This is a genomic window from Mucilaginibacter aurantiaciroseus (genome assembly GCF_024055595.1).
GTDB classification, from domain to species: domain Bacteria; phylum Bacteroidota; class Bacteroidia; order Sphingobacteriales; family Sphingobacteriaceae; genus Mucilaginibacter; species Mucilaginibacter aurantiaciroseus.
The window spans coordinates 1,072,351-1,086,003 of record NZ_JAMXOF010000001.1 but is presented as its reverse complement, the minus strand read 5'-3'; the positions used below and the strand labels follow the sequence as shown (position 1 = coordinate 1,086,003).

Below are 13,653 nucleotides of genomic sequence, written 5' to 3'. Positions count from 1 at the left end.
TTTTATTTAATTCTCTATTACAAGAACGCGTAACCTAAGCTTAGGTTAAATAAGCTTACACGAGTTTTTACACTGTTTGGTCCATCAATGTATTCCTGTTTGGTAAAACCAGCTTCGTAACGCAAATCAATAGATATTCTTCTAATATCTACACCAGCACCTATAGTAGCGGCAAAATTTGCGTCTTTATAGCGAAGATTTATCGCATTACCTGCTGCTGAACCAAAAGAGTTACCATCCCTGTTTATCGCAAAAGACATAAGAGGGCCCGCATAGAACCTGCCACCCAAACCAAATGCACCAATCTTACCACCGAATAATAACGGTACATCTATACTTGTAAATTTGGCAGAACTTGAATAACCATTACTGGAATTGATATCGACATTTTTGCTTGTTACATAAAGTTCCGGTTGAAAATTAAAACCCAATGCACCAAAACGCGCCCAAATACCACCAAGGTAACCGGCTCGGTTACTACTGCTGAAAACGCTACCGGAATTTGATAAACTTGATAAGTTTACACCGCCTTTAACACCAAATTGTACACTGGGTAATACCTGTGCCTGCGTTGCGGTTACTACGGCTACAAATAAGCCTAATGTAAGTACTAATTTTTTCATGGTTTATGATTTTAATGTTTTAACGTGCTAAATTAGCAATTGTTTTTAAAGCAAATATCCGGCACACAACAATTACGAAGGCCGGATATTCTTGTTTAAAAGAGTTAGTGTCAAATTATAGTGATAAACGCCCCTGATAATAGTCTAATATTTTGTTGAAGATAAAGCAATCGTAACGTGCGTTTATCAGATTTAGGTTTGCCCTGTCCAGGTAATTTTTGGATAGTACAAATTCTACAGAATTAAGCACACCCGCGTTAAAACGGATCTCGACTATCCTGAAAGATTCTTTGTACGCTGCAACCTGATCTTGTAAAGCTTTGTAACGCTCAAGGGCATTACTCATATTTAGATAGGCTTGCTCAACGTTCTGTCGCAACTGTATTTTTGTGTTCTCCTCTACATATTTATACGATTGCAGGTCAATTTTCGCCAGCGTTACCTTGTTACGATTTTGAAAATAGTTCAAGATCGGAATCCTTACACTTACACCAAAGTTGTTATTAAAGTTGGTTTTTAACTGATTACCATAGGGTATTGTAGCATTGCTGTTATCCTTCATAGTGGTAGCGCTTGAATAATTGGTATTTAGGCCGGCAAATAACGATACAGTTGGTGATAAAGCACCCCTCGCTGCAGACACCCCCTTTTCGGCACTTTGCCTGCGCAATATGGCTGCCTTTACATAAGCCAGTTGATTTAGTGCAGTTTGATAAATATCTTCTGAAGTACCGGTTTGCTGAAATATATCTGCATTTGAGATTTTTTCGAATACAATATCCGGCCTGTATGGGATGTTTAGGATCTGCAACAAATTAAGTTTAGATGTTTGAAGCGTAGCCTTTTGGTTAACGTAGCTTACTTGGTTATCCGCGTAGGTCCCTTTAAGATCGGTAAAGTCGTTTGGTTGTTTGTTGGCTCCCTGGTTTTCAAGTATCTGCAACCTATCCAATTGTTTCTTAGAAACCTCTATCTGGTTTTGCACTTGTGACAAGGCCTCAGTGTTGTTTAATACCTGTAAATAAGCGGTAATGGTATTGATAGTAACCAAGTCTTTAGCCTGTTGCAGGTCCAATTCACCGGCTTTATATGCAAGTGAGGTTTGCTTAATGCGATTAAGGTTTTGCAGACCGTTAAATAGCGTCAAATCTGCATTGGCATTGTAGCTGGCAAACTTTGTTGATGCGTTTACATAACTGTAATCTACAAGGTTAACACTACGTCCATTATTTATACCATGGTCTACCTGTGCGTTTAAAGTTGGTAAGAGGTTTTCTTTAGCCTGGTTCTTATCAACTTTGGCAGATTGTAATATTAGTTCGCTTTTACGTACATCAAGGTTATGTTTTAAGGCAATGTCGATACATTGCCTTAGGGTAAGTACGCTATCTACAGCCTGGCTGTGTGCCAGTGAAGGCGCAAGGGTTATTAAGCTAAAAAGTAAAAATTTAAAGTATCGCATTTTGATTTATAGTTCAGAATTTCCTGGAAGATTCTACCCTTCCATCCAATAGGTTAATAATACGCGATCCGTATTCCGCGTTTTTTTCGGAGTGTGTTACCTGGATAATGGTAACGCCGTCCTCCTTGTTCAGCTTACGAAACAATTCCATGATCTCCTCTCCTTGTTTAGAGTTAAGGTTACCGGTGGGCTCATCGGCCAACAATACTTTGGGTTTAGCAATAAGCGCGCGGGCTATACCTACCAACTGCTGTTGACCACCCGACAATTGCGCAGGGAAAAGATCTTTTTTGCCTACAATGTTAAAACGATCCAACATATCGGCAACCATGGCCTTACGTTCCGATCCTTTTACATCCTGGTAAATTAATGGAGTTTCGATATTTTCATAAACGGTAAGCTCATCTATTAAATGATACGCCTGAAAAACAAAGCCGATGTATTGTTTATACAGGGCGGCACGTTGTTTCTCTTTAAGCTGATGCATGGCCTGGTCAACAAAGTAATGGAAACCATCGCTCGGTTCATCAAGCATGCCTATGATGTTCAGAAGGGTTGATTTACCCGAACCCGAGGGGCCCATGATGGATACAAATTCGCCCTGCTCGACCTCAAGACTGATATCGTTTATAACGAAATTCTTGTTTCCGCCTACCTGATAATATTTTGAAATATGCTGAAGTGATAACATGTTTAATTATTGTGTTAAATGAATTAGTGTTTAATTATTTGCAATTTCTTAAACTGATTTTGGTATTCAGGTATCAATAATATACCAAACTTATAAGTATCTAAATATCAGTTAATTATATTGATTGTTAAAAGCTAAAACTGTACGCTTATGTACAGCGTGCGTTCGGTTATGATACAGTTGTTGGGCGCAGTGATTAGTGATTAGAGGTCAAAGATTAGGAAAAAATGGTGTATAATAATAAGAGGCCAGAAGTTTCAACTTTGGCCTCTTAACTAATCTCTAATCACAAGTCTTTAATCTATTACTCCGACCTCAAACTATTAACAGGGTTTGATAGTGCCGCTTTTACCGATTGATAGCTGACCGTTAAAAACGCTATAAGCGCCGCTGTACCACCTGCAATGGCAAATACCCACCAATGTATCTCCGCGCGGAAGGCGAAATCCTGTAGCCAGGCATGCATAGCGTACCAAGCCAATGGCGATGAGATAAGGATGGCGATAAGCACCAGTTTAATAAAATCAAAAGAAACCAAGCCTACAATTGATGCCACCCCTGCCCCTAATACTTTACGGATACCTATTTCTTTAATACGCTGGCGGGTTGAGAATACCGCTAAGCCAAATAGACCAAGGCACGATATAAATATGGTAATAATGGTAAACGCCGTAAGGATAGAACCCGTCCGCTGATCTGTTTTGTACAAGGCTTCAAACTCCTGGTCGAGAAAATGGTACTCAAAGGGTGCGTTTGGATAGAACTTGTGCCAGCTTGCCTGAATATTGGCAATGGTTTTAGCAGTGTTTTTGCCTGATGTTTTCACCAATAATTTACCAAACCAGTCATACTCCGGAAACATCACTATAGGTGTTATCTCTTCATGCAGCGATGCGAAGTTAAAATCTTTAGCTACTCCTTTAATAGTGCCCATGCGGCCATTTAGCCCTATTTTTTTACCAATGGCTTGCTCAGGTTGCCAGCCCAAGGCAGCTACTGCTTTCTCATTCAGGATAAAACTGAAACGTCTTTTACTTTCGGCGGTATCCATTACTTGTTGTTCATCGCCAACGTCCAGATCGCTACCTGCAACCAATTTTATACCAAGTGTTTTAGTAAAGCTTTTTTCTACAGGAATAGCGGTTACCGACAGATTAAAGTCGGCATTTTTACCTTCGGCAATATTGATAGAGTATCCTCCCCTAACATTCACCGGCGAATCGTAACTCGCGGTTGAACCCAATACGCCCGTTTGTACGCCAATCTCCGTTTTAAAGGTTTCTATTTTGCTGTATGGCATGCCACCCATATCTAAAACTAATACCTGGTCGCGGTTGATGCCGGTATCTAAACTTTGCATAAAGCGTAGCTGGTTACCCGCAATTAAAGTACTGATGATAAAAAACACTGATATTAAAAACTGGAACACCACCAACGATTTACGCAGCATGTTGCCACCCGACTGCATTGACGAACCGCCCTTAAGCGTAATAATAGGTTTAAAGGCCGACAGATATAACGATGGATAAGTACCAGCCAAAAGCGTAACAAAAACAAATAAAGTTACCAATGCTATAACCAGCCAAGATAAATTCCAGGTGTGCAAGCCTAATTGCTGGCCCGTAAATGTACTGAATGCAGGCAATGTAAAATCTAACAACGCAAAACCAACTATTAAAGAGATCAAAGTAATTATACCTGCCTCTATAATAAACTGACTGAACAACTGCCCACGCATTGCCCCCATTACCTTGCGTACACCAATTTCTTTGGCGCGTTCGGCAGAGCGGGCGGTTACCAGGTTAAGGAAGTTCACACAAGCTAATACCAGTAATATCACAGCCACTAAACCCAAGATGTACATGTATTTTATATTACCGCCGGGCTCTAAACCATAGGTAGCGGATGAATATAAATGCACTTTGGTAAGCGGCTCTAAATTGAACCACATTTTATCGTTAGAGCGTGGCCTATCCTTAGTAATATAATTGGTCATCTGTTTAGCAACAGCTTCCCTATCAGCATTGGGTTTTAATAGGAAGTATGAGTAATCGTTTGATGAATTCCACGCACGGGTTAGCGAGCGCGGCATCATGGCGTAGTTACCTAACAGGTCGAATTTGATCTGTGAGTACTCCGGCACATCCTCTACCACGCCGGTAACCATCATATTATTCTTTTGGTCAACCTTAAGTATTTTACCAATGGCATTATCGTTGCCAAAGTATTTTTTGGCGGTAGATGCCGTAATTACAATCGATGAAGGGTTATCTAAAGCCGATTTTGCATCGCCCGAGATGAAATTAAACGTAAAGATCTTAAAGAAGGAAGCATCGGCAACCAGCATCTTTTTCTCTTTAAAAATCTTATCGCCAAACTGCACTACGGCAGCCCGCATGTTGGAATAATTAACTACGCGCACACCATCCTCCACATCAAAAAACTCCTGTTTAAAAACCGGAACAGGTGCCGTCGGTGTTAACGCGGCAGTTTTAACATCGGCATCAACGGCTGATTTGTAGCTGAAGGTTAAGCGGCTTATCCTGTCGGCATTGGTAAGGAAACGATCATAACGTAACTCATTTATTAGGTAAGTTGTCAGCAATAAGAAGCAGCAGATCCCTACTGCTAAGCCTGCCATACTGATAAGCGATGTGGTTTTGTTTAAAACCAGGTTACGCCACGCGGTTTTTAAATAATTTTTTATCATGTTATTATAAATTCTAATTTCTTAACTCTAAATTATCTGCCTTAATCTCTAATTAACTAATCTCTATTCACTTCTTAAGCTCTTTACAGGATTAGCAATGGCTGCTTTAATAGCCTGGAAGCTGATGGTTGCCAGTGCAACAATCATCGCTAATATTCCCGATACGGCAAACACCCACCATTGGATCTCTATACGGTAAGCAAAATCCTGCAGCCATTTATGCATAAAATACCATGCAATTGGTGATGCTATCAGGAATGAGATACCCACCAGTATCATAAAATCTGAAGACAGCATATTTACAATACCCGATGTTGATGCGCCTAATACCTTGCGGATACCTATTTCTTTTGAACGACCGACCGATTGCGCAGTTGATAGGTTAATAAAGTTAATAGAAGCCATCAGGATTATTAAAACGGCAATAAAAGTTAAGGTATTTAAAGTGCCTTTACTGGTTAGGTGGTCGCCAAGGGTGTTGTTTACCCGCGTATCAAAATGCATAGCGCTAAGTGGCTGCACCAAATGCTCGCGTATTGAGCGCGTTTTATCAGTCAGGTTCTTTTTGGTGAAGCCTACAAGCTGCGATTCGAAACTCTTTTGGCTGAGATTTGCCGGCAATTGTACAAATATCTGGTGGTTACTGCTTATAGCTCCCCATACGGTATTATAGCCATAGGTATTCCCGGTTTGTTTCCAGGTGATGTACGACACCATTATCTTCATGGGGATATCGCTGTTACTTGGCGAATCTTCTATTACACCCGCAACACGCAGGGTTAGGGTATTATCCATTTTGATGGTTTTACCTACTGCGGTATTCCAGTTGCCAAAGTATTTGGTAGCGATAGCTTTGCTGATAACCGCCATATTTGGCTGCGAAAGCGCCTCCTCAGTGCCATTAAACCATTTTGCCTGGAAAATATCCAAGAACTGTGGTTCCATAAAAAACACACCAATTGGCTCGATGAATTTCTTATTAGCAGTTGCGTTATTTGGGTCGGCACCGGGAACGGTCATCTGACTACCGTAGCTTGAATTTAAAGCAGCGAATTTTACTTGTGGAAAATCTAACCGCAAAGCATCTAATGCAGGCACAGATACCCCGGGGTTATAGTTCACCCCATCTTCGGCAGTTTGCTTGGTAACAAGGTGATAAATATCCTTGAAGTTATTGTTGAAAGTATTGTAGCTAAGTTCAAATTGCAGGATAACAAATATGAGCAAGCAAGCACCAATACCCACGCTTAAGCCAGAAATGTTTATGATAGAATGTGCCTTATGACGGATGATGTTTCTCCAGGCAATTTTGAAGTAGTTCTTTAACATTGTGATGGTAATTTGCTTTAATAGGTTAAAACATATACCAAAGTATTAAACAACTAATTATTAGATATTTATGCAGATTTAAAAGCGTACGCTATGTACGTAAGTGTAACAGTATGTGTTCGGTATTGATACAGTGTAGGGTAGAGATTAGAGGAGGTGATCAGAGATTAGGAAATTTATTCCTTAACTAATCCCCAACCTCTGGTCTCTGATCTCTAACACTAAAAACCAAAATGCTTTATATAAGTATCCAGATCCTTATCTCCCCTACCCGATAGGCAGATCACTACGTTGTCGCTTTTCTCAAAGGTCATTTTTTCTAAGTAGGCCAACGCATGCGCGGTTTCAATTGCGGGGATAATTCCTTCCATTTGTGAACAAAGCAAACCTGCGTTCAATGCCTCGTCATCGGTAATGCTAACATATTTGGCGCGATTTATTTTATAAAGATGGGCGTGTTGAGGGCCAATGCCGGGATAATCTAATCCTGCAGAAATAGAATATGGCTCTACAACCTGCCCGTCGTCACTTTGCATTAATATGGTACGGCTGCCGTGCAACACGCCCTCCCTACCCAAAAATGTGGTAGCTGCCGAGTGGCCGCTATCAACACCTTTACCTGCAGCTTCAACAGCAACCAGTTTTACGACTTCATCATCAAGGAAATGATAAAACATCCCCATGGCATTACTGCCACCGCCAACACAGGCCATTACATATTGTGGTAACTCATTACCCGTTTGCTCTAAAAGCTGTTTTTTGGTTTCTTCGGATATGATGGATTGAAATCTTGCTACCATATCCGGGTACGGGTATGGGCCCACTACCGAGCCAATGATGTAATGGGTATCAACCGGGTTGCCTATCCAGTCGCGCAAGGCTTCGTTGGTGGCATCCTTAAGCGTTTTGCTGCCAGATGTTGCCGGTATTACTTTTGCGCCAAGCATCTTCATACGGGATACGTTTGGTGCCTGGCGAGCCATATCAATTTCGCCCATGTAAACAATACATTCAATTCCTTTAAGCGCGCAAACAGTAGCTGTAGCTACACCATGTTGGCCCGCTCCTGTCTCGGCAATAATGCGTTTCTTGCCAAGGCGTTGCGCAAGCAATATCTGCCCAATGGCATTATTTATTTTATGCGAACCGGTGTGGTTCAGATCCTCGCGTTTAAAAAAGATGTTAGCGCCATATTTTTCAGAGTACCTGTCGGCGCGGTAAAGCGGCGAAGGGCGGCCAACGTAATCTTTCAGCAACTGGTTAAATTCGGCAATAAAACCCGGGTCGCTCATTACTTTTATGTATTCCTGCCTTAATATTTCCACATTCGGGTACAACATTTCCGGTATATATGCACCGCCAAAATCCCCGTAATAGCCTTGTTCGTTTACTCCGTACTTCATCGTTGTTTATAATGTATTTATCGTATTAAATGCTTGTTTTAACTTACTTATATCCTTTAATGCAGGTGATAGTTCGAATTTGCTGTTCAGATCCACCCCGTAAAAAGCCGGATGTTTAATTTTCTTTATCTCTTCCAGGTTATCCAAACTCAAACCGCCTGATAAAAAAAAAGGTACATCAAGTTTATATTTATTAAGAACGCCCCAATCAAAAACCATCCCCGAACCGCCATGCACGGGCGTTTTAGTATCAAACAGGAAATAATCCACATTGTTCTTATAAGCATCCAACCGGGTAAAATCAAAGTGATTATCTACGCCGAATGCTTTTATTACCTGAACTTCGTGTTTGTACATATCACAAAACTCCGGGTTTTCGCTGCCGTGAAGTTGTATAGCGTCAAACTTATATTTGTAGATCATTTTGCTAATACTGTCGGCATCTTCATCTACAAAAACGCCTACTTTGATAATATCCGTAGGTATGTTCACCAACTCTTCGTCATCCATTCCGCCAATAAACCTGGGCGACTTTTCATAACAGATAAAGCCCATATAATCGGGCGCTAAAGCCTCAATAGCTTTGATGTTATCTGAATATTTTAATCCGCAAACCTTGATCTTCATGGCTTAGTTGGCTAATAATGTTTTAAAGCTGTTCAAAGCTTTTTTGCTGACCAATGCTTCTTCAGCCTCATAAAAGCAATCTGCAAAGCTTTTTTCCGGATGGATGGTTTTAATAGCCATTGCCGCGTTGCTTAACACCACGCTGATCTGTGGAATTGTAGCCTCATTATTCAGCACATTCATAAAAATGTCTGCCGAATCACTCACGGTGTGCCCGCCGGTTATTTGGTCTTCGGCCAGTTTATCAAAGCCAAGGCTTTCAATGCTGTTAATCTTTTCACCTTCTGCTGAAAAAGTTTTAAAATCGCAGGTAAGCGAGATCTCATCATAGCCATCCAAAGCATTCAGTATAGTATATTTTATATTCGATTTTTGGTAGAGGTAAGCATAGATCCTTGCCAGCTCCAGGTTGAACACGCCAACCATCTGGTTTTGCGGCTTAGCCGGGTTTACCAGCGGGCCCAACATATTAAAGAATGTTTTAACCCCCAATTCACGGCGGATAGGTGCCACGGTTTTCATAGCCGGGTGAAACAGCGGCGCATGCAGAAAACAGATATTCGCCTTGTCTACACTCCGTTTAAGACCATCGGTATTGTTGGTAAACACATAACCCAGATGCTCCATCACGTTTGATGAACCACAACCCGATGATACACCGTAGTTACCGTGTTTGGCCACCTTATACCCCGCTCCCGCAACCACAAACGATGCCAGGGTAGAGATATTGAACGTATCCTTACCATCGCCACCAGTGCCACAAAGGTCAATCAGTTCGCCCTGCTCCAAGTCGATAGGCAGGCAAAGTTCCAGCATCGCGTCGCGGAAACCTTCCAACTCGTTAACGGTGATGCTACGCATACAATAGGCCGTCATAAAGGCAGCCATTTGGGAATTATTGAATTTACCCAATGCAATATCTTTCAGGATATCTTTCGATTGCTCGCGGGTAAGGGTTTTATGTTCGAATAAATGATTAAGTATCTGTTTCATTTGTTAGGGCATAAAAAAAGGGTTACCATGTGGCAACCCTTCTGTATATTTTATAAAAAAAACAAAAAATGAGGCTGCCTTACGAATTTTCGTTAAGCCACCACCAATTGTTATTTAATATTTGCGCTTTCATTTTGTTAAGCAAATATGGAAATTGTTTTCACTAAAAGCAAGCATTATGATATTTTTACGGGGAACAATTATTGATTAAGAGATTTAATGATACTATGATTACACAGTTCAGCAAAATAACCCATGGCCATACATAACCAGCAAATAAACCCCGAGAATGACCTTGGCTTTGGCCCGCAGCCGGTGATCAAAAACCAGCCGCTTATTAATAAGGATGGCTCAGTAAACGTGAAACGCCGTGGCCTCTCCCGCTTTAATACGGCAGATAATTACCACACGCTTATTAAGATGAGTTGGGGTAAGTTTTGGGTGGTTGTGCTGAGCGGGTATTTAGTTGCTAACTTAATATTCGCTTTAATATATGTATTGATAGGCATGGATAGCCTTAATGGCGCATCGGGCAATAGCACCAGCAGCCATTTCCTTGACGCTTTCTTCTTTTCGGCACAAACGATTTCTACGGTGGGTTACGGGCATATCAGTCCGCGGGGTGTAGTGGCCAATAGCGTGGCCGCGTTTGAATCGATGATTGGCTTGCTGGCCTTTGCTTTGGCAACAGGGTTACTTTACGGGCGTTTTTCTAAACCATCAGCCAAGATCGTTTATAGCGTGAATTTACTGGTTTCTCCCTACAAAGAAAACGGTCGCGGGTTAATGTTCCGCCTTGCTAACATCCGCAAGAACGTATTAATAGACCTGAATGTTGAGGTTATATTCTCTTACAACGAATTTGTAGATGGCAAACCTGTCAGACGTTTCTTTCCACTGGAACTGGAGCGTAAGTATGTAAGCCTTCTCACCCTGAACTGGACGGTAGTACATCCATTAGATGCTAACAGTCCGTTGATAGATATTTTACATGAAGATCTTGAAACCTGCCAGGCTACCTTTGCGGTACTATTAAAAACTTTTGACGATACTTTTTCGCAAACGGTACACTCCCGCACATCATACACCGCGCAGGATATGGTTTGGAACGCCAAATTTGTACCCATGTTTAACCGTGATGAAGATGGAAGGATCGAACTGGATATGAGTAAGATAAGTGAGTTTGATAATATTGGATAATTCTATTTCAGCAAAGCATTCTTCTCCCTTGCGAATACCTTAAACACCTGTTTATCTAAAAACGCAGGCAGAAATTTGCTCAGAAAAACTGTTAGCTTTCCCTGAAAAGTCATGATGAGGCTACGTGAACGGTTTTCTATACCTTTGGCGATTAGGCGGGCCACTACTTCAGCGGTCATCATTTCATCTTCTTCCAGAGTGCTCTCGCCTTGTTGACTGCCGTTTTTATCGAGCGCGGTATTGCGTATATTTGACGCGGTAAAGCCAGGGCAGGCCACCATGATATGAACACCTGTGCGTAAGTTCTCCACCCGCAAGGCATCCAAAAAACCATTCATCGCATACTTAGATGCCGAATATCCCGCACGGCCGGGCAAGCCTTTGTAGCCGGCTATAGATGATATCCCTACTATACTGCCACGTGTTTTTGTTATTGCTGCTAGTGCATGTTTTGTGCAATAAACGGTGCCCCAAAAATTAACATCCATTAGGTTTTTCATTACCTGTAGGTCTACATCTTTGAAAAGAGCACGCATGGAAATACCTGCATTGTTTATCAGGACATCGATCTTTCCAAAAGTTAGTAAAGTTTGTTTAACCAGGGCGGCACAGTCATCTTCAACCGCAACATCACATTGTACGGCTATGGCTTTGATATTATAGTCGGTTTGAAGTTGTTGTGCTATTCCGCAAAGGGTAACATACTGTCGGGCCGCCAAAACCAAATTCGCGCCACGTTGGGCAAACTCAATGGCAAGGGCTTTGCCTATTCCAGAAGAAGCACCGGTAATAATTACAACATTATCTTTCAATTTCATATTTCGGAACGAAGATTTGCGGGATGCTTGGTATTTTTATCTCCGGCATGTGCAGTAAATACTTCGCAGCGAATATAATCATAGCGCCATAATAACTTTTAATATAGGCACAGCTAAATTTAGTATTCGGCTGAATTTTATAGTTTAATATATAAGTTTTGGGAAAGTAATAATTTCTATATCCCGCAAGGCGGATGCGGAACGAAAGGTCAATATCATGCCCAAAAGCCGCCAAACGCTCATCAAGGCCACCTATCTGGTTCAATAACGATTTACGCAAAAGCATGAACGCACCATTTATAACATCAACTTCAGTTGTTGCAAATTCCTCATCCTCAATCCAATTGTCATCATTTTTATAAAGGCGCGATTTTGGGAAATATTTAGCAAGACGGGTTAATTTTAACATGGCACCCCATTGGCGTGAAAACCCTGTTCGGGACTCGGATAGGAACTTTCCGCGCGGACTAAGCATACGTACACCAACACCGCCGGCATCATAGTGGGCATCCATAAATTCAATTACATGCTCCAAAGTTTTTTTGCCGCTTATTGTATCCGCATTGACCAATAAAACATACTCTCCTGATGCTTTTTGGATACCCTGGTTGCGGGCTTTGGCCACGCCTGAATGTTGCTGATTTTGAATTAAATGCACTTCAGTATATTCATCCTGTACCATTGAAACAGACTTATCTGTCGACGCATCGTCAATCACAATCACCTCATGGTCAATATACTTACAGGCTTTGCTTAACGAAGCTAATCCCTGTTTTAGAAAGGGGCATGCGTTGTAATTAACTACAATAACAGAAAGTTTCATAAGCTATCAGGATAATGAATTTTCGTACGGTACACGGGTCACAATAGAACGACCTAATGTGATTTCGTCTACGTACTCTAATTCACCTCCAAAAGCTATGCCACGGGCTATAGTTGAGATATTTATTGCAAATTGTTTTAATCGTTTATTTAAATAAAAAATGGTAGTATCACCCTCCATCGTCGCGCTAAGGGCAAAAATCACCTCTTTAACAACACCGTCCTTTAATCTTTCTACCAACGTATCTACCTGCAAATCGGCCGGGCCAATGCCATCCATGGGCGAGATCAATCCGCCTAAAACATGGTATACGCCGTTGTATTGATTAGTATTTTCGATAGCCATTACGTCGCGCGTGTCCTCTACCACGCAAATCAGGCTATGGTCGCGTTTGTGGGATGTGCAGATCTCGCATATTTTTTGATCGGAGATGTTATGGCAGGTTTGGCAAAACTGGATCTCGTTACGCAGTTTGCTAATAGCAGTACTAAATTTATGCACCTCTTCCTTATCCCTGTTCAGCAAGTGCAGCACTAAACGGAGCGCGGTTTTTTGGCCCACACCCGGTAGTTTTGCAAATTCGGCAACAGCATCCTCCAGCAATTTAGATGAAAAATTCATGGTACGAATTTACGGATTTTAGGTATTGCTGCATAGTTTGATATGCCGTCATATTTACCGGGTATCCCACTAAATATTATACAATGCGGGACAAGGTAATAACTTACTGTTTATCAATTAAATACAAAAATACTAAAATAGCTTTTATTTAAAGTTTTACTTCTTAATATATATATAAATTACTGTAATACAATTAGTAATATATTTTTACAGGGGTGTCCCACTCGTTTCTGAATGGGACGGAATGGGACACCTCCATTTTTATGAATTTGAACGTTAAAAATCTCTTCTTTCGGCTCAAAATCTGGTAAATTCACGACTTTTTTCCGTCCTTTTTCCGACTTTAAAACGAC

12 protein-coding genes are annotated in these 13,653 nt (G+C 41.2%); 1 reads left to right on the top strand and 11 read right to left on the bottom strand.

Going from position 1 to position 13,653, the window contains the following annotated elements; all coding sequences use genetic code 11:
* Positions 1-17: 17 nt before the first annotated feature.
* The 8 genes from NAF17_RS04990 to trpD all read right to left on the bottom strand — a co-directional run bounded on the left by NAF17_RS04990 (position 18) and on the right by trpD (position 9,838).
* Entirely contained in the window at positions 18-623 is a 606-nt protein-coding gene (locus NAF17_RS04990; RefSeq protein ID WP_252756879.1) for an outer membrane beta-barrel protein, read from the bottom strand.
* A gap of 115 nt (positions 624-738) precedes the next feature.
* The gene (locus NAF17_RS04985) at positions 739-2,085 is read right to left on the bottom strand and encodes a TolC family protein (protein WP_252756878.1); all 1,347 of its coding nucleotides are present in this window, start codon (positions 2,083-2,085) and stop codon (positions 739-741) included.
* A 13-nt stretch (positions 2,086-2,098) separates the two neighbouring features.
* Complete coding sequence (locus tag NAF17_RS04980) at positions 2,099-2,776, bottom strand: ABC transporter ATP-binding protein (RefSeq protein ID WP_252756877.1); 678 nt, start codon at positions 2,774-2,776, stop codon at positions 2,099-2,101.
* 304 nt (positions 2,777-3,080) lie between these two features.
* On the bottom strand, positions 3,081-5,486 hold the full coding sequence (locus tag NAF17_RS04975) for an ABC transporter permease (protein WP_252756876.1): 2,406 nt from the start codon (positions 5,484-5,486) through the stop codon (positions 3,081-3,083).
* A 63-nt stretch (positions 5,487-5,549) separates the two neighbouring features.
* Complete coding sequence (locus NAF17_RS04970; RefSeq protein ID WP_252756875.1) at positions 5,550-6,815, bottom strand: ABC transporter permease; 1,266 nt, start codon at positions 6,813-6,815, stop codon at positions 5,550-5,552.
* Between the two features lie 221 nt (positions 6,816-7,036).
* Positions 7,037-8,218, bottom strand: coding sequence for a tryptophan synthase subunit beta (gene trpB / locus NAF17_RS04965; protein ID WP_252756874.1), 1,182 nt, complete (start codon positions 8,216-8,218; stop codon positions 7,037-7,039).
* 6 nt (positions 8,219-8,224) lie between these two features.
* Positions 8,225-8,845: a phosphoribosylanthranilate isomerase gene (locus NAF17_RS04960; RefSeq protein ID WP_252756873.1), complete on the bottom strand. Its 621-nt coding sequence runs from the start codon at positions 8,843-8,845 to the stop codon at positions 8,225-8,227.
* Between the two features lie 3 nt (positions 8,846-8,848).
* Positions 8,849-9,838 carry an anthranilate phosphoribosyltransferase gene (gene trpD, locus NAF17_RS04955; RefSeq protein WP_252756872.1) on the bottom strand — a complete coding sequence of 330 codons (990 nt, stop codon included), beginning with the start codon at positions 9,836-9,838 and terminating at the stop codon, positions 8,849-8,851.
* A 255-nt stretch (positions 9,839-10,093) separates the two neighbouring features.
* Here trpD and NAF17_RS04950 point away from each other — a divergent pair, with 255 nt between their 5' ends.
* Positions 10,094-11,038: an ion channel gene (locus NAF17_RS04950; protein WP_252756871.1), complete on the top strand. Its 945-nt coding sequence runs from the start codon at positions 10,094-10,096 to the stop codon at positions 11,036-11,038.
* A 2-nt stretch (positions 11,039-11,040) separates the two neighbouring features.
* Here the strand turns inward: NAF17_RS04950 and NAF17_RS04945 are convergent, their stop codons facing one another.
* The 3 genes from NAF17_RS04945 to recR are packed head-to-tail and all read right to left on the bottom strand — an operon-like array spanning position 11,041 to position 13,300.
* Positions 11,041-11,856: an SDR family oxidoreductase gene (locus tag NAF17_RS04945; protein WP_252756870.1), complete on the bottom strand. Its 816-nt coding sequence runs from the start codon at positions 11,854-11,856 to the stop codon at positions 11,041-11,043.
* Positions 11,840-12,679, bottom strand: coding sequence for a glycosyltransferase family 2 protein (locus NAF17_RS04940; RefSeq protein WP_252756869.1), 840 nt, complete (start codon positions 12,677-12,679; stop codon positions 11,840-11,842). The genes NAF17_RS04945 and NAF17_RS04940 overlap by 17 nt, the downstream gene beginning before the upstream one ends.
* A gap of 6 nt (positions 12,680-12,685) precedes the next feature.
* Entirely contained in the window at positions 12,686-13,300 is a 615-nt protein-coding gene (gene recR / locus NAF17_RS04935) for a recombination mediator RecR (protein WP_252756868.1), read from the bottom strand.
* Positions 13,301-13,653: the final 353 nt, after the last annotated feature.

Coding starts and splice junctions, on each gene's coding strand:
- NAF17_RS04950 (WP_252756871.1), top strand. CDS start 10,094: ATGGCCATACATAACCAGCAAATAAACCCCGAGAATGACCTTGGCTTT.
- trpD (WP_252756872.1), bottom strand. CDS start 9,838: ATGAAACAGATACTTAATCATTTATTCGAACATAAAACCCTTACCCGC.
- NAF17_RS04940 (WP_252756869.1), bottom strand. CDS start 12,679: ATGAAACTTTCTGTTATTGTAGTTAATTACAACGCATGCCCCTTTCTA.
- NAF17_RS04980 (WP_252756877.1), bottom strand. CDS start 2,776: ATGTTATCACTTCAGCATATTTCAAAATATTATCAGGTAGGCGGAAAC.
- recR (WP_252756868.1), bottom strand. CDS start 13,300: ATGAATTTTTCATCTAAATTGCTGGAGGATGCTGTTGCCGAATTTGCA.
- NAF17_RS04975 (WP_252756876.1), bottom strand. CDS start 5,486: ATGATAAAAAATTATTTAAAAACCGCGTGGCGTAACCTGGTTTTAAAC.
- NAF17_RS04945 (WP_252756870.1), bottom strand. CDS start 11,856: ATGAAATTGAAAGATAATGTTGTAATTATTACCGGTGCTTCTTCTGGA.
- NAF17_RS04960 (WP_252756873.1), bottom strand. CDS start 8,845: ATGAAGATCAAGGTTTGCGGATTAAAATATTCAGATAACATCAAAGCT.
- NAF17_RS04985 (WP_252756878.1), bottom strand. CDS start 2,085: ATGCGATACTTTAAATTTTTACTTTTTAGCTTAATAACCCTTGCGCCT.
- NAF17_RS04970 (WP_252756875.1), bottom strand. CDS start 6,815: ATGTTAAAGAACTACTTCAAAATTGCCTGGAGAAACATCATCCGTCAT.
- trpB (WP_252756874.1), bottom strand. CDS start 8,218: ATGAAGTACGGAGTAAACGAACAAGGCTATTACGGGGATTTTGGCGGT.
- NAF17_RS04990 (WP_252756879.1), bottom strand. CDS start 623: ATGAAAAAATTAGTACTTACATTAGGCTTATTTGTAGCCGTAGTAACC.